This window comes from Qipengyuania xiamenensis, from assembly GCF_019711495.1.
Lineage (GTDB): Bacteria > Pseudomonadota > Alphaproteobacteria > Sphingomonadales > Sphingomonadaceae > Qipengyuania > Qipengyuania xiamenensis.
The window spans coordinates 537,346-558,081 of record NZ_JAIGNM010000002.1; the positions used below are offsets into that span (position 1 = coordinate 537,346).

19 protein-coding genes are annotated in these 20,736 nt (G+C 62.9%); 9 read left to right on the forward strand and 10 right to left on the reverse strand.

Features of this window, described 5'->3' with window-relative positions; genetic code table 11:
• Nucleotides 1–33: 33 nt before the first annotated feature.
• The 4 genes from K3165_RS10845 to murI form a co-directional block, all read right to left on the reverse strand.
• Nucleotides 34–726, reverse strand: coding sequence for a nitroreductase (locus tag K3165_RS10845; RefSeq protein ID WP_221548884.1), 693 nt, complete (start codon nucleotides 724–726; stop codon nucleotides 34–36).
• A gap of 70 nt (nucleotides 727–796) precedes the next feature.
• On the reverse strand, nucleotides 797–2,425 hold the full coding sequence (locus K3165_RS10850) for a class I adenylate-forming enzyme family protein (protein WP_221548885.1): 1,629 nt from the start codon (nucleotides 2,423–2,425) through the stop codon (nucleotides 797–799).
• A gap of 60 nt (nucleotides 2,426–2,485) precedes the next feature.
• Nucleotides 2,486–3,706: a 5-aminolevulinate synthase gene (gene hemA / locus K3165_RS10855; RefSeq protein ID WP_221548886.1), complete on the reverse strand. Its 1,221-nt coding sequence runs from the start codon at nucleotides 3,704–3,706 to the stop codon at nucleotides 2,486–2,488.
• 108 nt (nucleotides 3,707–3,814) lie between these two features.
• Entirely contained in the window at nucleotides 3,815–4,609 is a 795-nt protein-coding gene (gene murI, locus K3165_RS10860) for a glutamate racemase (RefSeq protein ID WP_221548887.1), read from the reverse strand.
• A gap of 118 nt (nucleotides 4,610–4,727) precedes the next feature.
• Here murI and plsY point away from each other — a divergent pair, with 118 nt between their 5' ends.
• The 6 genes from plsY (at nucleotide 4,728) to K3165_RS10890 (ending at nucleotide 11,511) form a co-directional block, all read left to right on the forward strand.
• Nucleotides 4,728–5,333, forward strand: a complete 606-nt coding sequence (gene plsY, locus K3165_RS10865) for a glycerol-3-phosphate 1-O-acyltransferase PlsY (RefSeq protein ID WP_221548888.1) — start codon at nucleotides 4,728–4,730, stop codon at nucleotides 5,331–5,333.
• Entirely contained in the window at nucleotides 5,330–6,448 is a 1,119-nt protein-coding gene (gene dprA / locus K3165_RS10870; protein ID WP_221548889.1) for a DNA-processing protein DprA, read from the forward strand. The genes plsY and dprA overlap by 4 nt, the downstream gene beginning before the upstream one ends.
• Nucleotides 6,449–6,508: 60 nt before the next feature.
• Nucleotides 6,509–7,573: an SMP-30/gluconolactonase/LRE family protein gene (locus K3165_RS10875; RefSeq protein ID WP_221548890.1), complete on the forward strand. Its 1,065-nt coding sequence runs from the start codon at nucleotides 6,509–6,511 to the stop codon at nucleotides 7,571–7,573.
• A gap of 94 nt (nucleotides 7,574–7,667) precedes the next feature.
• Nucleotides 7,668–10,214 (forward strand): type I DNA topoisomerase, encoded by a 2,547-nt coding sequence (topA, locus tag K3165_RS10880; RefSeq protein ID WP_221548891.1) that lies wholly within the window; start codon nucleotides 7,668–7,670, stop codon nucleotides 10,212–10,214.
• Nucleotides 10,214–10,396 (forward strand): hypothetical protein, encoded by a 183-nt coding sequence (locus K3165_RS10885; protein ID WP_221548892.1) that lies wholly within the window; start codon nucleotides 10,214–10,216, stop codon nucleotides 10,394–10,396. Before topA ends, K3165_RS10885 begins: the two co-directional genes overlap by 1 nt.
• A 134-nt stretch (nucleotides 10,397–10,530) precedes the next feature.
• A complete protein-coding gene (locus tag K3165_RS10890) occupies nucleotides 10,531–11,511 on the forward strand; it encodes a CPBP family intramembrane glutamic endopeptidase (RefSeq protein ID WP_221548893.1) in 981 nt (326 codons plus the stop codon).
• On the opposite strand, the gene K3165_RS10895 is transcribed toward K3165_RS10890, so the two are convergent.
• Genes K3165_RS10895 through lepB form a run of 4 tightly spaced genes read right to left on the reverse strand, consistent with a single transcriptional unit; the run spans nucleotide 11,480 to nucleotide 15,175 of the window.
• Nucleotides 11,480–12,733 (reverse strand): MgtC/SapB family protein, encoded by a 1,254-nt coding sequence (locus tag K3165_RS10895; protein WP_221548894.1) that lies wholly within the window; start codon nucleotides 12,731–12,733, stop codon nucleotides 11,480–11,482. The two genes, K3165_RS10890 and K3165_RS10895, sit on opposite strands and share 32 nt — an antisense overlap.
• Nucleotides 12,734–12,747: 14 nt before the next feature.
• Nucleotides 12,748–13,662 carry a GTPase Era gene (era, locus tag K3165_RS10900; protein WP_221548895.1) on the reverse strand — a complete coding sequence of 305 codons (915 nt, stop codon included), beginning with the start codon at nucleotides 13,660–13,662 and terminating at the stop codon, nucleotides 12,748–12,750.
• Nucleotides 13,659–14,330, reverse strand: a complete 672-nt coding sequence (gene rnc, locus K3165_RS10905; protein ID WP_221548896.1) for a ribonuclease III — start codon at nucleotides 14,328–14,330, stop codon at nucleotides 13,659–13,661. The genes era and rnc overlap by 4 nt, the downstream gene beginning before the upstream one ends.
• A complete protein-coding gene (lepB, locus tag K3165_RS10910; protein WP_221548897.1) occupies nucleotides 14,327–15,175 on the reverse strand; it encodes a signal peptidase I in 849 nt (282 codons plus the stop codon). Before lepB ends, rnc begins: the two co-directional genes overlap by 4 nt.
• Nucleotides 15,176–15,227: 52 nt before the next feature.
• Here lepB and pgi point away from each other — a divergent pair, with 52 nt between their 5' ends.
• From pgi to K3165_RS10925, 3 genes are read left to right on the forward strand one after another with little or no spacing between them, the layout of a single operon-like run.
• Entirely contained in the window at nucleotides 15,228–16,808 is a 1,581-nt protein-coding gene (pgi, locus tag K3165_RS10915; protein WP_221548898.1) for a glucose-6-phosphate isomerase, read from the forward strand.
• Between the two features lie 31 nt (nucleotides 16,809–16,839).
• The gene (locus K3165_RS10920) at nucleotides 16,840–17,523 is read left to right on the forward strand and encodes a ferritin-like domain-containing protein (protein ID WP_221548899.1); all 684 of its coding nucleotides are present in this window, start codon (nucleotides 16,840–16,842) and stop codon (nucleotides 17,521–17,523) included.
• Nucleotides 17,524–17,539: 16 nt separating this feature from the next.
• A complete protein-coding gene (locus tag K3165_RS10925; RefSeq protein ID WP_221548900.1) occupies nucleotides 17,540–17,944 on the forward strand; it encodes a GtrA family protein in 405 nt (134 codons plus the stop codon).
• A gap of 1 nt (nucleotide 17,945) precedes the next feature.
• Here the strand turns inward: K3165_RS10925 and K3165_RS10930 are convergent, their stop codons facing one another.
• Both K3165_RS10930 and K3165_RS10935 read right to left on the reverse strand, forming a co-directional pair.
• Nucleotides 17,946–19,019 (reverse strand): MBL fold metallo-hydrolase, encoded by a 1,074-nt coding sequence (locus K3165_RS10930; RefSeq protein ID WP_221548901.1) that lies wholly within the window; start codon nucleotides 19,017–19,019, stop codon nucleotides 17,946–17,948.
• Between the two features lie 59 nt (nucleotides 19,020–19,078).
• Nucleotides 19,079–20,662: a winged helix-turn-helix domain-containing protein gene (locus tag K3165_RS10935; protein WP_221548902.1), complete on the reverse strand. Its 1,584-nt coding sequence runs from the start codon at nucleotides 20,660–20,662 to the stop codon at nucleotides 19,079–19,081.
• Between the last annotated feature and the right edge of the window lie 74 nt (nucleotides 20,663–20,736).

Genomic DNA, 20,736 nt, shown 5'->3' on the forward strand with positions numbered 1-20,736 from the left:
AGTCATTGGTTAAAACCGGGTTTCCGCGGGGTTTCAGTCGAACCCCACGAAGCAGGCCGCCTCATCGACGCTTCGCCGGGTGATCTTGACCGGGTTCGCGGGGAAGTCTTCGTCCGGCCAGCCCATGGCGACGGCCTTCATGATGACCTGGTCGTCGGGAATGCTGGCATGCTCGCGCACGACCGGCGATTGCATGATGCCTTGCGAATTGATCACGCAGCCGAGGCCGCGGCTCCACGCCGCATTGACCAGCGCCGTGGTGACCGCGCCGCAATCGAAGGGCGTATCGTCGCTGCCCGACAGTTCCTTGTCGTAGGTGATGATCACGCAGACGGGCGCGTCGAACTGGCGGAAGCCGCGCAGCACCCAGTCCTGCCGCTTTTCCTTGTCGTCGCGCTCGATGCCCATGGCCTCGAACAGCTGGATCGCGCAGCCGATCTGGCGTTCGCGATGGACGCCTGCAAAGGGCTCGCCCCGGCGGAATTCACGGCTGTCGGGTTCGCCTGCAAGGATGCGTTCGGTATTGCCCTTGCGGATCCGGTCGAGCGGTTCGCCGGTGATGACGTGGAAGTGATAGGGCTGCGTGTTCATCGAGGAGGGCGAACGCATGGCAAGCGTCAGCACTTCCTCGATCAGCTCGCGCGGGACGGGCTTGTCCAGATAGCCGCGGATCGAACGCCGTCCGAGGACGACTTCATCGTATTTCTGGTCCGGATTTCCGCTCATCGCGTGCACTCTCTCCCTTGTCTCGGCACAGGTCTAGCCGAGCAGGATGGAAGCGCAAAGGACGCTACGTTCAGGCGGCGTCGTAGTCTCCGGCGAGATACTTGTCGCGTAGCTGGAACTTCTGGACCTTGCCCGATCCTGTCATCGGGTATTCGTCGACCTCGACCCAGACGACCGGCGTTTTCTGTGCCGCCAGATGCTCGCGGCAATGCGCCTTGAGAACGACCGGGTCGAGCGAGGCACCTTCCGGCGTGCGGACAAAGGCAGCGACGATCTCGCCCCATTTTTCGTCCGGCAGGCCGACCACCGCGACCTGTGCGACCGTGTCATGTTCGAGCAGGATGTTCTCGATCTCTACGGGGAAAAGGTTCTCGCCCCCGCGGATGATCATCTCCTTCACGCGTCCGGTAATGGTGATGAAGCCCTGTTCGTCCATCATGCCGAGATCGCCTGTGTGCATCCAGCCGTCGGCATCGATGGCTTCCGCAGTGGCTTCGGGATTGTCGTTGTATCCGGCCATGACGCTGTAACCGCGCGCGCAGATCTCGCCGACCTGGCCCAGCGGCACGACCGTATTGGTCTGCGGATCGCGGATCGAGACGTCGAGCTGCGAGAAGGGCTGGCCGATAGTCTGGGTCTGCTTGTCCATCGGATCGCTGTCGCGCGTGCCGGTGAGCAGGGGAGAGGTCTCGGTCATGCCGTAGCCATTGGTGAACCTGCAGCCGAAGCGGTCCTTGATGCGGCGGATCAGCTCTGGCGAGACCATGGAACCGCCCGCACCGATCACGTCGACCGATGTGAGATCGCGCGGGTTCGCATCGTCGACCTCCAGCATCATCATGTACATCGTCGGGACGCCGATGACCGAGGTGATCTTCTCGGATTCCACCAGCTTGTTCGCCAGGTTCGGCTCGAACATCGGCGGGAGGACGATATGCGTCCCCGACTGGCAGGCGCCGAGCACCGAGACCGCACATCCGGTGGTATGGAACAGCGGCGCGACCAGCAGGAGCTTGCCCTTGGGGTCGATCCCGAGCCGCTCGAAGGAATGGCGCGAATTGTTCGTTAGCCCGTAGTGATGCAGCAGCACGCCCTTGGGAAAGCCGGTGCTGCCCGAAGTGTACTGGATCTGCGCGATGTCCGATGGCGTGACCTCCGGACGCGTTGCCGAAAGCGATCCCGTGGCAAAAAGCGCGTCCGCGTCCTGCATGTCGACGAGTTCGCGCAAGCGGTCGTTGTCTTCGCCAATCGCCTTGGCGATGTCCGCCATCGGATTGCCGCGGAAGCTGCCGATGTGGAACAGGCCGACGGCAGAGGACTGCTCGATGACATAGGCGAGTTCGCGCTTCTGGTACCCGGGATTGGCGGTGACCAGCACGAGGCCTGCAATTCCGAAGGCATATTCGCACAGGATCCATTCGGGGATATTCGGCGCCCAGATGACGATCCGCTCGCCCGGCCGGTATCGGGTCAACAGGGCATCGGCGAGCTTCTCCGCATCCGCGAGAAGTTCGGTGAAGGTCCATTTTCGGCCTGCCTGGCCGGTTTCGCTGAACTCTTCGAGTGCGATATCGTCCGGCCAATTCGCGGCAGCTTCGCGCAAGGCGGAGCCGACGGTGGTGTCGTGCAGCTCAAGGTCGGTTTGGCGGGGAAAGAAGCTTTCGGTCAGCGAAACGTCGTACATCGGGCGGCTCTCCATCCGGCCCGGTGCAACGATCGATCGTTTTCTATCGCAGGCCGCAGCCACCAAGAAAGCCGATCAGGCGGCTTCCCGCAACTCCATGTCCATGCGGTCCCAGATCTCGACGAGAGCGTCGACGAGCTGGTCCATCATTTCCGGCGTATGCGCGGGACCGGGCGTGAAGCGCAGGCGTTCGGTGCCCCGCGGCACGGTCGGGAAGTTGATCGGCTGAACATAGACGCCGTATTCGGCCAGCAGGATGTCGCTGATCTGCTTGGCGCGGACCGGATCGCCGACCATCAGGGGGACGATATGCGTCACGCTGTCCATCACCGGCAGCTTGGCTGCGCGCATCTTCGCCTTGAGAGTCGCGGCAGCTGCCTGCTGCGCGTCGCGCTCTTCCGAGCTTTCCTTCAGGTGCTTCACCGCAGCGAGCACGCCTGCGACCAGCACGGGGCTGAGCGAGGTGGTGAAGATGAAACCCGGAGCATAGGAGCGGATGCAGTCGATCACGCGCTTGTCAGCCGCGATATAGCCACCCATCACGCCGAATGCCTTGCCCAGCGTACCCTCGATGATGTCGATGCGGTGCGCCGCTTCGTCACGTTCCGAGATGCCGCCGCCGTGGTTGCCATACATGCCGACCGCGTGGACTTCGTCGATATAGGTGAGGGCGTTGTATTTTTCGGCGAGGTCGCAGATCGCGTGGATCGGGGCGACATCGCCATCCATCGAATAGACGCTCTCGAAGGCGATGACCTTGGGCGTTTCCTCGTCCTCGGCAGCCAGCAGCTGTTCGAGATGTTCCAGGTCGTTGTGGCGGAAAACCCGCTTCTCGCAGCCCGAATTGCGGATGCCGGCGATCATGCTGGCGTGGTTCAGTTCATCCGAAAAGATCACGCAGCCCGGCAGCAGCTTCGCCAGCGTCGAAAGCGTCGCGTCGTTCGAGACATAGCCGCTGGTGAAGAGCAGCGCGCCTTCCTTGCCGTGGAGCTGGGCCAGTTCCTGTTCCAGCTCGACATGGAGGTGGGTGTTGCCGCCGATATTGCGCGTGCCGCCCGAACCTGCGCCGACATCGTGCAGGGCGTTTTCCATGGCCTCGATCACCTTGGGGTGCTGGCCCATGGCGAGATAGTCATTCGAGCACCACACGGTGATCGGCTTGGGGCCGTTATGTCCGTGGAAGCAGCGCGCATTGGGGAATGCACCCTTGTTGCGCATGATGTCGATGAACACGCGATAGCGGCCCTCCTCGTGGAGGCGGCCGATCGCTTCATCAAAAACCTGGTCGTAGTTCACCCGGGAACACCCGTCTCAACGCCGTCCAAAAGCGGCCGAATATGGCGCTGCACATAAGCAAACCAGTTGCGTTTTGCCACCGCGATCTTTGCGAACGATTCGCAAGATTCAGAAGCGTCTGAGCGAATTTATGCCGTATTGTTCGAAGGCTCCGGACAGCCGCTCGAAATCCTGCAGGTCGCCGGTGGTGACGGCGAAGCTCTTGCTCCAGCGGGAGAATTTCTGGCCAGTCAGCAGGTGATCGATCCGGCGGGCGATGCCTTGCGCCCCATGAACGAACTTCACATCCTTGCCGAACGCCTCGCGCAGCTCGGGTTCGAGAAGCGGGAAGTGGGTGCAGGCGAGCACCACCGTGTCGAGATTCTCCCCGCCAGCCTGGAGCACGAGTCCCGAGGCCGCGCTGGCAACTTCATCGACCGTCACTTCCTCGCCGCGCAGCTTGCGCTCGCCCAGCGCGACAAGGCCGTTCGCGCCGTAGCGCAGCAGCTTCTTGCCCTCGGCAAAGCGCTTCTCGAGGTCGTCCACATATTGCTGGCGTACCGTTGCCTCGGTGCCGAGCAGGCCGATGGTACCGGTCTCGGTGATCGCGGCGGCGGGCTTGATGGCAGGCACGGTGCCCACGATCGGCGTCTCCAGCACCTCGCGAACCATGCCCAGCGCAATCGTGCTGGCAGTGTTGCAGGCGATGCAGATCAGCCGCGGTTCGTAGCGTTCGGCCATGCGGCCGAGCAGCCCCGCCACCCGCGCGGCGACTTCGGCCTCGCTCTTCGTGCCATAGGGCAGGCCGGCCATATCGGCGGCGTAAATTACCGGAGCCTTGGGCAGCAGCTTGCGCAATTCGGCAAGGACGGTGAGGCCGCCGACGCCGGAATCGAACAGAAGTATCGGGGATTTAGAGTTCAAATCGGATCTTCCGTTCGCGGTAAGCTTGCCCAAATCACAAACTGGGCCCTACATGCCTCGCTAGACAATTTGCCATGGCTTTCACAAGCCTTGCGCGCAACGACCGGGGATCGGGACTATGGATTTCGGAACGGATTTCACCATCAACGTGCTGTGGGCGGCGCTGCTCGGCTATGCCTTCGGCTCGATCCCGTTCGGTCTGATCCTGGCGAAAATGGCTGGCAAGGGCGACATCCGCCAGCAGGGCAGCGGCAATATCGGCGCGACGAACGTTCTGCGCACCGGCAGCAAGGGGCTGGCTGCGGCGACGCTGCTGCTGGACCTCGCCAAGGGGCTCGTGCCGGTGCTGATCGCCTGGAACCTGTTCTGGCAGGAAGTGGGCTGGACCGCGCTATTCGCTGTGATCGGCCATTGTTTCCCCGTCTGGCTCGGCTTCAAGGGCGGCAAGGGTGTGGCGACCAATGCCGGCGTCGCTTTCGGTCTCGCATGGCCGCTGGGCCTGGTCTACGCGGCGGTCTGGATCGGCATGCTGGCCGTCACCCGTATCAGCTCGCTTGCAGGGATGACCGCGGTGATCGCGGCTGCTGTTGCCGCAGCGATTTTCGGCTGGCCCACCTTTGTGAAGGTGCTGGGGATCGTGGCCGTACTCGTCCTCTGGCTTCACCGTGAAAACATCAAGCGCCTTGCAGCGGGCACCGAACCGAAGGTCGGCTCCAAGGGGTGAACGACGCCACGCATCCACGGGTCGCACCGCTGACACAAGACGAGGCTTTCGCCCGCATCCGACTGCTGCGCCCGCCCAATATCGGGCCGGTGAGCTACGCGATGCTGCTGGCTCGCTACGGCACGGCGGCGCAGGCCCTGGAAGCGCTTCCAGAGCTCGGGAAGGGCGGGAAACGGCAGTATCGTGCCGCTGCCCTCGACAAGGTGGAACGCGAGGTCGAGGGTGTCCGCAAGGCGGGAGCGAAATACCTCTTCCACGACCAGCCCGACTATCCGCGCCTGCTTGGCGAGATCGACGGCGCACCACCGATCGTCACCTATCGCGGTGACTTCTCGCTGGCACAGAAGCCCTGTGTCGCCATGGTCGGTGCCCGCAATGCCAGCGCAGCGGCGGTCAAGCTCGCACGCGATTTCGGGCAGGGGCTGGCGGAGGCGGGCTTTACCGTCGTCTCGGGCCTCGCTCGCGGGATCGACGGCGCGGCGCATGAAGGCGCGATGCCCAGGACCATCGGCGTGATCGCCAGCGGCATCGACATTGCCTACCCGCCGCAGCACACCGAACTGCAAGAGCGGATCGCGAGCGAAGGCCTGCTGATCGCCGAACAGCCTCCCGGCACCGAACCGCGCGGCAGCCACTTTCCCAGTCGCAACCGCATCATCGCCGGATTGGCGTCGGGCACGCTGGTGGTTGAGGCTGCGGTCAAGTCAGGCAGCCTCATCACCGCGCGGCTGGCTGGTGAGGCGGGGCGCGAGGTCATGGCGATCCCGGGTTCGCCGCTCGAAGCGCGCAGTCACGGCTGCAACCACCTCATCCGCGAAGGCGCAGTGCTGGTGCAATCGCCCGAAGACGTGGTGGAACTGCTGACGGGCTTCGATGGGCGGCCGCGCTCGACCTTTCGCGAAAAGGGCGCAATTTTCGATTTCCTGCCGGAGGAACTCGGAGATGCTGAGCCAGCGGAAATTGGGGACCTGCTCACTACTGCCCCAGTCGCAGTGGACGAATTGGTTCGCCAATCGGGCGATAGTCCAGCCGCTGTGCAACTCGCGTTGCTGGAGCTGGAGATCGCCGGGCGATTGCAACGGCATGCAGGTGGGCGGGTCTCGCTAAACGCTTGACACCAGTGAATCCCCCGCAGCACCCTCGCGCGGGCGCATTGTTTGTCGGGGAGATCAATCATGAAGCCGTTCCTTGCAGCAGTTTTGGCAGGACTGGTCCTTGCAGGTTGCAGCGCTGAGCCAGGCTCGGTCGAGGCATCCGACGGGCAAGAGCAGTCGTGGAGCATCGCTCAAGCCACGATCTTCCCGGCCGATAGAGGACTTCAGCGCGCCGAAGATGGAGTTCAGCTCGATGACGGGACCTTGATCGTGGCCGACCAGCGGCACGGTCTTGTGAAGGTCGCTTCCGACGGCACGTTCGAACCTTTCGGAAACTTCGCGGCGGTTGGCTTTGGACAAGAACCGGCAGGTGTCGTTCCCGGTCCTAATGGCGTTCATTTGGAGCCTGACGGGAAGCGCGTTGTTGTCGCGGATGTCTTCACGGGACGCATCTATCGAACCAATATCGAAGCTGGCACAACCGAGTTGGTCTACGCGCATCCGTTCGGGGCCAACACGGCGATAACCGACAGCACCGGAGCAGTCTGGTTTACCCAATCGACCGAGAACCAGGGTGAAGAGCGACTGTTTGTGGCGGTCGACAAAGCGATGGACGATGGTGCTGTCTACAGGTTGTCAGCTGCCGAGGACGGCCAACTGGTAAGCGAGCCGGAACTGGTCGTGGATGGGCTTAACTTTGCCAATGGCTTCTATCTCGATGAGGCCAGCGGCAAGTTCTACCTTTCCGAGACCATGGCGAACCGGGTTCTCGTGTTCACATTGGACGTTGCAGCAGGGACCCTGAGCGATCGCAAGGTTCTTGCCGAAGTGCCATCGCCTGACAACATGCGTTTAGCTCCTGATGGTTCACTCTGGGTGGCTTCTCCTGCTTCAAACCAGGTGATCGCAATTGACACCGATACCGGCACAACTCGCGTGGTGTTCGATGCGCAAACCGAAGCTGGCGCTAAATCAGTGCAGGAATGGCTTCGTCGAAGTGCAGCTGGGGAGAGCGCGGCAGATCTGCTCAATCCCGAAGTGCAGGGCGAAATGCCAGGAGTACTCACAGGCATAATCATCGGGCGCGAGGATCAGCCTTTCTATGTTTCCAATCTGGGAAATGCGCTTGTGAAAGTGGAGCGATAAGCATTCGAGCGAATTGTCCGCTTGACGACCCGCCAACCGAACCGAAAATCGCGCGTACATACACGTACACACGTAAGGGACCGCTTTTACCCCCATGCAACTCGTTATCGTAGAATCGCCCGCAAAGGCGAAAACCATCGAGAAATACCTCGGCAAGGACTTCAAGGTTCTCGCCAGCTACGGCCATGTCCGCGACCTGCCGCCCAAGGATGGCAGCGTGCGCCCGGACGAGGATTTCGCGATGGATTGGGAGCTCTATCGCGACAAGCAGAAGCGCTTCAAGGAAATCAGCGATGCGGCCAAGAAGGCCGACCGCCTCGTCCTCGCGACCGACCCTGACCGTGAAGGCGAAGCGATCAGCTGGCACGTCCGCGAACTGCTCGCCAAGCGCAAGGCGCTGCCCGAAAAGGTCGACCGCGTAACTTTCAACGCCATCACCAAGGCCGCCGTGACGGAGGCGATGAAGTCGCCGCGAGAGCTCGATCAGCCACTGATCGACGCCTATCTCGCCCGCCGCGCGCTCGATTATCTTTATGGCTTCACGCTCTCGCCCGTGCTGTGGCGCCGCCTGCCGGGCGCGAAGAGCGCGGGCCGCGTGCAGTCGGTCGCGCTGCGCCTGATCGTCGACCGCGAGATCGAGATCGAACACTTCAAGGCTGACGAATACTGGTCGGTCCTCGCCAAGCTCGAGCAGGACGGAACCGAGTTCGACGCGCGTCTGGTCAAGTTCGACGGCAAGAAGCTGCAGAAGCTGACGCTGGGTGACGAGGGCAGCGCCAAGGCCGCAAAGAAGGCGGTCGAGGATTCCCGCTTCACGGTCGAGGAAATCGAGACCAAGCCGCTCAAACGCAGCCCCGCGCCGCCGTTTACTACCTCGACGCTGCAGCAGGAGGCCGCGCGCAAGCTGGGCTTTTCCGCTAGCCACACGATGCGGCTCGCCCAGTCGCTCTACGAGGCGGGTGCGATCACCTACATGCGTACCGACGGTGTGCAGATGGACGGCAGTGCGATCGATGCCTGCCGCAAGGCCATCGCCGACCGCTATGATGCCTACTACCTGCCCGACAAGCCGCGGTTCTATTCGACCAAGGCCAAGAACGCGCAGGAGGCCCACGAGGCGATCCGCCCGACCGATTTCACCCGCGACCGCGTGAGTTCGGGCGACGAGGGCAAGCTCTACGACCTCATTTTCAAGCGCGCGATGGCGAGCCAGATGGCCTCCGCCAATCTCGAACGCACCACCATCACCCTGCGCGATGGCACCGGAAAACACGAGCTTCGTGCGACTGGCCAGGTGGTGAAGTTCCCCGGCTATTTCGCCGTCTACCAGGAAGGCCGCGACGAGCCTTCCGAGGACGACGAGGGCGGCCTGCTGCCGATCGTCAACAAGGGTGACAGCCCGCTCAAGAAGGCGGTCGAGGCGAACCAGCACTTCACCCAACCGCCGCCGCGTTTCAGCGAAGCGAGCCTCGTGAAGAAGCTCGAAGAGCTCGGCATCGGCCGCCCGTCGACCTATGCTTCGACGCTCCAGACGCTGCGCGATCGCAACTACGTCCGAATGGAGAAAAACCGTTTCTTTGCAGAGGAATCGGGGCGTCTCCTCACGGCGTTTCTCGAACGCTTTTTCGAGCGCTACGTGTCCTTCGACTTCACCGCCGGAATGGAGGATGAGCTCGATACGGTTTCCGATGGTCGCGAGGAGTGGAAGAAGCTACTCGCCGAGTTCTGGAAGGACTTCAAACCCAAGACCGAAGAGATCATGGAGAAGAAGCCCTCGGAAGTGACTGAGGTGCTGGACGACTTCCTGTCCGACTATCTCTTCCCCGAGCGCGCCGACGGCAAGGACCCGCGTCATTGCCCGCTGTGCGAGACCGAGGGCCGCGAAGGCGGACGCTTGGCACTACGCGGTGGTCGCTTCGGTGCCTTCGTCGCCTGCGCCAACTATCCCGAGTGCAAATTCACCCGCCAGTTCGCCAAGCCGGGCAGTGAAGGAGACGATGGCGCCAATGACGGCGTGATGGGCGAGGATCCGGAAACGGGTCTTCCGGTCGAGCGCAAGAGCGGCCGTTTCGGCCCCTATGTCCAGCTGGGTGAGGGCAAGGACGCCAAGCGTGCGAGCATCCCCAAGGACCTCGACGATTTCGACCTCGAATGGGCGCTGAAGCTCCTCAGCCTGCCACGTATCGTCGGAGCGCATCCCGAAACGGGCAAGGAGATCGAGGCCGCCATCGGGCGCTACGGTCCCTACCTGCGCCACGACGGCAAGTACGGGAAGCTGCAGAACACCCGCGAAGTGTTCGAAGTGGGCATGAACCGTGCGGTCGATATCCTTGCGCAGGCCGCAAACCGCAAGGGTGGCGGGCGCGGCAAGGCCGAGCCGATCAAGGCGCTGGGCGAGCACCCGACCAGCGGCGGCGAGATGAAGGTCATGCCGGGTCGCTACGGCCCCTATGTCACCGACGGCACCACCAACGCCACGATCCCCAAGGACATGAAGCCCGAGGACGTGACCGAGGCGCAGGCGATCGAACTGATCGATGCGCGTGCTGCCAAGGGACCGGCTAAGAAGAAGCGCAAGGCACCGGCCAAAAAGAAGGCTGCACCGAAGAAGAAGGCGGCGGCCAAGAAGAAGGCCGACTGATGGGCAAGGAACGCTTCGAGCGGCACAAGCAACCCTGGACGGGCGAGGAAGCGGGCCAGCTCCGCTCCCTCGCCGCCAAGGGTCAGGGGCTGAAGCAGATCGCCAAGGCCCTGAATCGCAGCGAGGAATCGACCAAGGATTTCGCCAAGAAGAACAAGATCAAGATCGCAAAGAAGCGCTAGCAGGTCGAGCTTCGTCCCCACGGAATGGCGGTCGATGAAAGATATATCTTGGCTGTATCGTTGACATAATACAGTATATCGCTAAATCCCTTCTCCGGGGACGCTATCTGGTGTGCATGGAGAGGTGCAGGAATATGCGAAACTGGTTCGTCAATCCGGAAGAAGATCGTCTGCGCGCGGGGTGGCGACTGCTTGTTATGGCTGCGGTCCTCGTCGCACTGAACCTCGCCCTGCAGACAGGGTTCAAGGCTTTGAACGGCGGCATCCCGGATGCGAGCCGTTACGTGAATACGGCGATGCTGATCATCATGATGGCCATTGCGATGACGCTCAGCGTGATCTTTGCGCGGCGCTATCTCGACCGCCGGTCGCTCGCCTCGCTCGGACTTTTCGTAAGCAAGCGCACCGTTCCGACGATCATCGCCGGTTTCCTGATCAGCGGGGCGATGGCGGCACTCTTCGTGGGACTTGCCTACCTGTTCGGTGCCGTCGAGTTCACCGGTATTGCCTGGGGCAATGGAGCGCCCGATTTCTCTTCATGGCCGGCCTTTTCCGCCTCCATCGACGCCATGAACTGGGGAACGCTGGGCCTGTTCTTTTTCATCACGGTGGTGGTCAGCTGGTGGGAAGAGCTCTATTTTCGCGGATACTTCCTGCGCAATCTCGCCGAGGGGACCAGCTTCCTGATCGCTGCCATCGTTTCCGGAGTGATCTTCGGCTTCATCCACATCACAAATCCCAACGCGACCGTGCTGTCCGCGCTGATCATCGTCATCTTCTCGTTCAAGGCGCTCTACGGCGTGATGGTGACCAATGCGATCTGGATGTCCTTCGGCATGCATGTCGGCTGGAATTTCTTCCAGGGTGTGGTCCTCGACTACAATGCGAGCGGCAACGACATGACCTCGATCATCGGTGTGAACCCGGTCGGGCCGGACTGGCTCAGCGGCGGCGATTTCGGGCCGGAGAACAGTGTGCTGATCCTGCCGGTTCTGGCCGTCGCGTTCGTGCTGATCAAGCTGGCCGCCAAGGCGCTTGGCGAAGATCGCGGGCACGACATTGGTCAGGCCGAGCCGGTCGTTGTCAGAGACGGTAGTATCCAACAACCAGACTGATTGCCAAAGCCACCATGCTCGCTCCGAGCGCCAGACCTGCCGGACGCGCCTCGCGCTTGCCGTAGACCAGCGTAACGCCGAGCTTCACCGACATGTTCGCAAGGATCGTTCCCGCAATGGCGAGCGCGGCGAGGTCGGGTGCGATGGTGCCGGGCTCCAGCCCGCCTGCGGTAATGATCGCCGCGTCGACATCCATGCTGCCCATCAGCAGCAGGAGGATCGCGATACCCTGCTCGCCGAACTCGCTCTGCGCCCAGCGGGCCGCAACCGCTGCGACTGCGACGAAGGTCACGAAGGTGAGGGCAGGCAGCAGCGCGATCGGATTTCCGGGCGGGGCGGGGCCTGTGGTCGAGGGCGCCTGCCGGTAGAGCCTCCACGCGGCCACGAAACCGACCAGCAGCGCAGGCGCGACCACGATGACGAAATGGGGCAGGAGGCTGGTCGCCAGCACGGCAACCAGCACGATGACCCGGAAATACATGACAGCGCTTGCCAGCGCGATGCCTGCATTCTCCGCCCCGCCGCCGGTGCCCGAACCGATTTTCTGCGCGAAGGAATGGGTGACGGCGGTCGAACTGTAAAGCCCGCCGATGACTGCGGTCGCGATAGTGCCCCTGCGTGCGCCGAACAGGCGGTTGGCGACATAGCCTGCGAAGGAGAAGCCGGTGACGATGATCACCACCAGCCAGAGATTGCGCGGCTCCCATGCATCATAGGGGCCGAACCGGCCTTCTGGCAGGAACGGGAAGACGGCGAGTGCAATTACTGCATAGCGCGCGAAGGCCTTGATATCGGCCTCGTCCATTGCGCCGACGAAGCGGTGCATTTCGGTCCGCAGGGCGAGCACGAGGGTGACGACGGCGCCCCCGGCTACGGCCAGTGCGGTTTGCCCAAGTCCCGCGAGGAAACCGAGGCCCAGCGTGACTATGGCAGCGACGGCCGAGGTCGCATCGGGCTTACCGTTTTCGGCGAGAGAGCGGGAATAGCCGATCGCGACGATGGCCGCCAATCCTGCCACGACTACACCCGAAATGATTTCATAGTCTTGCGCCGCGAGAACGCCGGAAAGGCCTGCCGCAAAGGCGAGCAGGGTGAACGTCCTGATTCCGGCGACCCGCTGGCCCTCTGCGGCGCCTCGCAGCTTCCAGCCCCGCTCCAGCCCGATCATCAGGCCCACGGCCAGCGCCGCGCCGAGAAGGGGTAGGATGCCGAACCAGTCCATCCGGGCTGCGCTTCCTAGCGCGTCCAGTCGAGGCCCATTTCCTCGAACATTTCCTTGTCTTCGCTCCAGCGTTCGTCGGTCTTCACGTGGAGGAAGAGATGGACCTTCTGGCCGAGCAGCTCGGACAGCTCCTCGCGTGCAGCCTGGCCGATCGCCTTGATGCGGCTACCGCCCTTGCCAAGCACGATGGCGCGCTGGTTGTCGCGCATCACGACGATCTGCTGGTGGATTTCAACGCTGCCGTCGGGCCGCTGGATATATTTCTCGGGGCGGACTGCGCTGTCATAGGGCAGTTCTTCGTGGAGCTGCTTGTAGAGCTGCTCACGGGTGATTTCGGTGGCGAGCAGGCGTTCGCTGGCGTCCGAAACCTGGTCTTCGGGGTACATCCACGGACCTTCGGGCATCAGCTCGGCCAGCGCTTCCTTCATCTCGGGCACACCGTCGCCGGTAAGGGCGGAAACGAAATAGACCTCGGTGAAATCGACTGCGGCCGTCAGCTCCTGCGCCAGCGCGAGCAGGGGTTCTTTCTTCGCCTTGTCGACCTTGTTGAGGACGAGGATCTTGCGTTCGGGACGGTCCTTCAACGCCTCGATCAGCGGTTCCAGCTCGTGCCGGCGCTGCTTGATCGGGTCGACCATCAGCAGCACGGCATCGGCCGCTTCCGCGCCTTCCCATGCCGCGTGCACCATCGCGCGGTCGAGGCGGCGCTTGGGTGCGAAGATGCCGGGCGTGTCGACGAGGATCATCTGCGTGTCAGCATCTTCGCTCTTGTGCAGCGCGATCCCCAGCATGCGGGCGCGGGTGGTCTGCGCCTTGGCACTGGTTATCGCGACCTTCTGGCCGACGAGCTGGTTGACCAGCGTGGACTTGCCCGCATTCGGGGCGCCGAGCACGGCGACGAGGCCGCATTTGGTTTTCGGATCGCTCATCCGAATCTCTCCATGAATTCCCTGGCGGCGGCCTTCTCGGCCTCGCCCTTGCTGTTGGCGGTGGCGGTTGCTTCGCCGACCTTGTGGACCGAGACGCGGACCGTGAACTTTGCGGCGTGATCGGGGCCGGAACGGTCGATCACCTCGTATTCGGGCGGCTTGCGGCGATTGCCCGCCGCCCATTCCTGAAGCGCGCTCTTCGGGTGCTTGCTTTCGCCGGCACCGCTTTCGAGCGCGGGGCGCCAGAGGACATTTACCAGCTTGCGCGAGGCCTTGAAGCCATTGTCGAGGAACTGCGCGCCAAGCAAGGCTTCCATCACGTCGCCGAGGATGTTGTCGCTGTCGCGCCCACCGTCGGCGCGGGCCTGCTTCGAGATGCGGATATGGTCGGCAAGCTCGATGCCGCGCGCGACATTGGCGCACATTTCGCGGCTGACAATCGCATTCAGGCGCTGGGCAAGCTTGCCCTCCGGCGCCTCGCTCTGTTCGAAGAGCCACTGCGCGATGGCGAGGCCCAGCACACGGTCGCCGAGGAATTCGAGGCGTTCGTAATCGCGCTTTTCGCCAAGGCTGCCATGCGTCAGTGCAGCCTGCCACAGCGCCTCGTCACCGACCGTGAAGCCGGTATCCTCAAGCCATTTGCGGGTATCCGGGTTGAGCACGCTCATATGCCGGTACCGATCCTGTCCCACCTCGCGGCGGTGAACCAGGTCCACGGTAGCAACCATTCGGCGCTGCCATCGGTCGACCACAGCACCATGCTGGCGCGTGCGACGAGGAGGTCGGCATCGACCAGGCCGACGCCCTGTCCGGGCGAGGCGGGGAAGCGGCTGTCGAGCGAATTGTCACGGTTGTCGCCCATCACGAAGAGCTTGCCCTTGGGCACCACGACGGGGCCGAAATTGTCCTGCGAGCGCGGCCCGAAATCGAGCGTCATGTAGCTCTTGCCCGAGGGCAGCGTTTCCCTGAACTGGCGATAGCGGCATATCATGCCGTCGGCGACCTGACCGCCATCGCTGCGGCAGCCGGTGTTCTCGCTCATCGGGATCTGGGCGTCCTCGACCGCCTCCCGTTTCACCGGCTCGCCATTGAGGATCAGGACGCCATTGCGCATGGCAATCGTGTCGCCCGGCAAGCCGATGGCGCGTTTGACGTAATCGGTGCCGTCGACCGGGTGCTTGAAGATCACCACGTCGCCGCGCTCGGGCAGGTCGGCAAAGACACGTCCCGGGATCAGCGGTGCCTCGAAAGGCAGCGACAGGCTGGAATAACCATAGGGCCACTTGGCCGCGACGAGGTAATCGCCATTGCGCAGCCCCGGCAGCATGCTTTCGCTCGGGATGGTGAAGGGCGAGAAGATGAAGCTGCGGAAGACGAGCACCACCAGGACCAGCTTCAGCAGGAACTTGGTGAAGTCGCCCCAGCTCTCTTCTTTTTCGGCTTCGGGTTTGGCGGCGACCGTCTCGCGATCGGAATCGGCGTCCGGTTGTGTCAGGCGGGGGTTCTCATTCATCGCCGAAGTCCCTAGTCGGCATTCACACCCCGCGAAAGGATTTTTGCCCGCCATGACCAAAGCCGCCGCCGATATCTGGACCGATCTCCAGGCCTTGCCGCAGCCCACGCTGCTCGAATTGTTCAGCACGGAACGCGACGGGGGCGAGGGTACGGACGAGCCGGGCGGCAATGAACGCGTGGCGATGCTCTCGGGCCGGATCGAGCTGGCGGGCGATGCAGCAGGCGACCCGATGGCGCCGGGCGGTATCCTGTTCGACTGGTCGAAAACGCATCTCGACCGTGCAGTGCTCGCGAACTTCGCCGAGCTGGCCGAGGCGATGGAATTCACCGAAATGCGCCGCAAGCTCTTCGCCGGCGAGGTCGTGAACCCGACCGAGGGACGTGCGGCAGATCACGCGACGCTGCGCGGCGTGGGTGACGAGGCTAAGGTGGAGGAAGCAGGGGCGCTGATCGACCGCATGGGCATGCTGGTCGAGGCGATCCACCAGGGCGCGTTGGGCGAGTTCGACCACCTCATCCATATCGGCATCGGCGGCAGTGCTCTTGGTCCGGCGCTCGGCGTCGACGCGCTTAGCCGCGATTTTTCGCGATGCGACGTGCATGTCGTCTCGAACATCGACGGCGTGGCGCTCGAGGCTGCGTTCGCAAAGTGCGATCCGGCCAAGACGCTGATCGCGGTGGCCAGCAAGACCTTCACCACCATCGAGACCATGACCAATGCCGAAAGCGCGCTCAAATGGCTGCGCGACAATGGCGTGTCCGACCCGAGCGGCCGCGTGGTGGCACTGACCGCCAATCCCGAAGGCGCAGTCGAGTGGGGCGTCGACGAGACGCGCATCCTCCCGTTCCAGGAAAGTGTGGGCGGGCGCTATTCAATCTGGTCGTCCATCGGTTTCCCCATCGCCATGGCCGTGGGAATGGACGACTTCCGCGAGATGCTCGCCGGGGCCGCCGAGGTCGACAAGCACTTCCGCGACACCGACGTGGCGGACAACCTCGTCCTGCGCGCCGCCTTCGCCGATCTCTATTACACCCGCGTGCGCGGCTGCCAGACCCGCGCGGTCTTCGCCTATGACGAGCGGCTGGGCCTGTTCCCCGACTACCTCCAGCAGCTCGAGATGGAGAGCAACGGCAAGCGCGTCACCGCCGACATGCAGCCGGTCGACGGCCCAACCGCGCCGATCACCTGGGGCGGGGTGGGCACCGATGCGCAGCACGCGGTGTTCCAGCTACTCCATCAGGGCACGCATTTGATCCCGGTCGATTTCATCGCCAGCATTGCGCCCGGCGACGAGCTCGACCCCGCGCACCACCGTATCCTGCTGATGAACTGCTTTGCACAAGGCGCCGCGCTGATGGCGGGCAAGAAGGGCAAGGACCCCGCGCGCAACTACCCCGGCGACCGCCCCTCCGCCACGATCCTGTGCGACGATCTCGACGCCGCCACGCTGGGCGCATTGATCGCCTTCCACGAGCACCGCACCTTCGCCAGCGCCGTGCTGATGGGCATCAACCCCTTCGACCAGTTCGGCGTCGAACTCGGCAAGCAGATGGCCAAGGCGATCGAAGAAGGTGGCGAGGAGTTCGATGCGAGCACCGACGCGCTGCTGGAGGCCAGCGGATTGTCGTGACCTTGGCTTCCGGGCATGCTAAATGTCTGGAATGAAAGCATGGTTTTCACGCCGGTATCTCGACCTGCTCGGATCGATCTACATCTATAACGAGCATCGCGGTTACACTGCTCTGGACCGGGTGCTGGAAGCGGTGCGCGCGAAACATCCCGAGGCGACCGAACTGATCGCCGCGGTCGAGAAGCACCGCGCCGACGAGCGTAAGCATTACACCATGTTCAAGCGCTGGTTCCAATTACGGGGCCAGATGCCAATCGCGCTAGACCGCACCTTCGGCCACATCGACCGCTTCATCGAGATCACCTTCGGCAGCACGATCGACAGCCTAGATACCGATGCGATCATTGCCAGCGACGACTTGTTCGAGCGGCTGTGCAGGGTGATCTCTCTGACCGAGAAGCGCGGGCTGAAACAGGTCGAAATCCTGCTCGATCATCCCATCGTTAAGCAGGACAAGGTGCTGCACAAGATCTTCCAGGTCGTCCACGTCGACGAGCCCGATCATTTCCTGCCCTACGACAAGTGGCTCGCCGAGAATGCACGGCGGATGCCCAATGCGTGGGAGCGCTGGATCGATCGGATGATCCATTCCGAGCTGCTCTTTATCAAGCTTCCTCTGCTGTTCCTCTGGTTCGGCGCACCGAGGCGGACCGAGTGGCGCGATGCGGGAGAGGACAATCCCAAGCCCGCTCCACGTTCGGCAGTGGCCGCCTGACCTCAAGCGTCCCCTCATGCTGAAGCGATTTTTCAAGCGCCGCGTGGGCTGGATGCTCGTCCGCAATACGGTCGTCAGCACGGGTGTCTTCCTGCTGGGGCTGCTGGTGCTGTGGGGCATGGTCGAGCAGGCAGGGGTCGATCCCGTGGTTGCCACGGCGCTCAGCTTCATTCTCTCGAACAGCATCCATTATGTCCTTGGTCGGACCTGGATATTCGCCGGCACCGACAGGGCAGTCGCGAGCGGCTATGCGTTGTTCCTAGCAAATGCGATGGTCGGGCTGGCAGTGACGGTCAGCCTGTTCTGGTTGCTGACCACTTTCACGCCCATGCATTATCTCGTCGCGAGGGTCCTCGTGTCGGTCTTCGCCGGCCTTGCGATGTTCGCGCTCAACGCGACGATCAACTTCCGGCAGGTTTGAATTACAGCAGTTCGTCTCTTTCGATTGCCTTACCGCCGGCCGGAAGGGAGAAAAGCATGCCGTCCTCCCCTACGATGACGGGGCCGTCGAACTGGGCTTCGGCATCGCCGAGGAATGCGGGATAGAGCAGCGAGTTTGGTAGCGGCGGGACCAAATGGGTAAGGACGAGCATCTGCGCACCCGTTGTCTGCGCGCTCTGCGCTGCGTCCTCGGGTGTCGCATGATAATCCATGATGTCGGCAAAAATCTTCGCTGTGTTGGCGTTTCCCCGATCGGCGAAAGCCTGTTGCATCTTTCCGACCAGCTTCGTCTGCAGCGCTTCATGGACAAGGAGATCCACGCCATTGCAGGCCTGCTCAAGGTTCGCCGATTTTACGGTATCGCCGCTGATACAGATTGAGCGTCCCTTGTAGTCGAAGCGGTATCCCACTGCAGGCTCGACAGGTGTGTGGTCGACGCTGAATGCCGTGATGGCCAGTTCGCCATTCCTGAAGATGACTGCGCTCTCCCCGCGCATATCGAAACGCCGCGCCTCGCTGCCGCCACCAGTTGCCGGAACCACCTCTTCGCCATGATGTGCGATGCGATAGGTATCGTCGGTCGCGTAAGCTGCATTGATACCCTCGACGACAGCTTCGACACCTTCGGGCCCATAAACCGGCAGCGGGGCGGTGCTGGCGCCGCGGGTCCAGTGAAAGAGTTGCAGAGGGCCGAGCCCGTCGAAATGATCCGAGTGGAAGTGGGTGAGGAACACGCCATCCAGATCGGCTGCTTTGAAGCCCATCAAGGCAATGGTCTCCGCGCCACCTTCACCGATGTCGACCAAGAAGACCTGCTCGCCGGCGACAACGATATTGCACGGTCCGGCGCGGTCGGCATTGGGAAGCGGCGAGCCTGTGCCGCAGAGCCCGACGTGCAGGCCATCCGGAAGATCGGCCAAGGTGTCGCGAGTGAAGTTCTGCTCGATTGCCCGGTCGAAGATCGTTTCCCCCAGCTGGCGCTGGAAAAGCCATCCGGCCAAGAGTCCGATCAGTGCGATGATCGCCACACCAATCGCGACTTTCTTCGCTGCCATCCTATCCCTCCCGCGCCAAACCGGCCTGGATGTTGCGCGGACAGGGGGGCGGACGCAAGTCAGAACCCCAATTCGCGCAGACCGCGTTCGATAGTCTCGCGCGGTGCATTATGCGGGAAAGGGAAGGATCGGAAAAAGCTCGCGGAAGAAAGCCCGGCATCATCGCCCCTTGCGCGGGCGAGCCAGATTTCAGCCTCTTCCGGTTTTCCGGCAAGGTGGAGCGTCAGGCCAGCGATGAGCTTGATGTGCTTGTGCGCTCCCGGCGTCAGCGCCGCGCGTTCCCCGAACTCGGCCGCCTTCTCGTAATCGCCGAATTGCAGGTGGGTCAGCGCCCTGCTTGAAATCATCGCATAGGCCATCGGGTCGAGCGGGCTAAGCTCCAGTGCCAGTGCAAGGTCACGGTCGGCTGCTTCGGCCTTGCCTGCAATCGTGGAAACAAGGCCCCGATTGTAGATACCTTGTGCGAAACTCGGGCTGAGGCTCGTCGCGCTGTCGAACCAGGAAATACTGTCGTCCAGCCGCCCTTCGAGCCAGGAACAGCGGCCGACGCTGAAATGTGCGAACGGGTCCAGGCGGTCGGTTTCGACCGCCCGTTGCGCAAGAGAGCGCGCCATATCGACATGCCGCGCCGCTTCGTCGTCATAGGACATGAAGGCGGATTGGAAGTGAGTGAAAGAAAGGCCCGCCATCGCGCGCGAGAAATAGGGATCACGCTCCAGCGCCTGATTGAAGAGGAATGCTGCGGTCGTGTTGTCGTGCGGGTTGAAGCGATACATGTGATCGATGCCGAGATGGAAGCTGGCCCAAGCATCGAGTTCCGCGACCGGAAGGCCGCGTGCGAGCCGTACTTCGTTCTGCGGGATCTGGACCAGCACACTTTCGACCACGCACCGCTCGATTTCCGGGCGCAGGTCCTGCAGCCTGTCGATCGCATCAGCGTAGCGTTCCGACCAGACCGTTTGCCCATCGCGCGTGTCGACGAGCGCAACCCGAACGATCACCTCGCGGCCGCTGCGTTCGATGGTGCCGGTCAGGCAGTAATGAACGTTCAGCGCGGCCCCGACATGCGCCGGATCGCTATCGGCCCCGCGAAAGCGAAAGCTCGACCCGCGCGAGATGACGAACAGCCAATTGATCCGGGCAAGGTCCATGATGATGTCGGCAGGAAGCGCATCGGCGATGATGTCATGCGGCCCTTCCTCGCCCACAAGCTCGAAGGGCAAGACCGCGATTGAGGGACGGGAGCTGCGCGCCGGCGGTGACTCGATCTGTTCGGGAAGTGGTTCCACCGCTGGCGCAGGTGCGCTGCCGGCGGCGACAGCGGTGACTTCCGCCACGAAACGGAAGCCGCGCCCATGGATCGTGCGGATAACGCGCTGCGCTTTGCCGTCGTCTCCCAGCACCTTGCGAGCGGCCTTGATGCGCGCGGAAATGGCGGATTCCGAGACAATGCGGCCATCCCAGACGGCCTCGACGATCTCGTCCTTCGTCACCATCCGCTCGCGATTTCCCGCGAGCAGCAGGATCAGCGACAGCACCTGCGGTTCGACGTGGACGCGTTTGCCCTCGCTCCGAAGTTCGAAGCGCTGCGGATCCAGTTCGAATCCGGCGAATTTTACGACCCGGGGCAGCGTTCCGTCCATCCGAACTCCCCGTTTGCGGCAAATCTCCATGAAAAGGTCAGACATCTTCATGCCGAGGTCAAGCATGGAGGTGA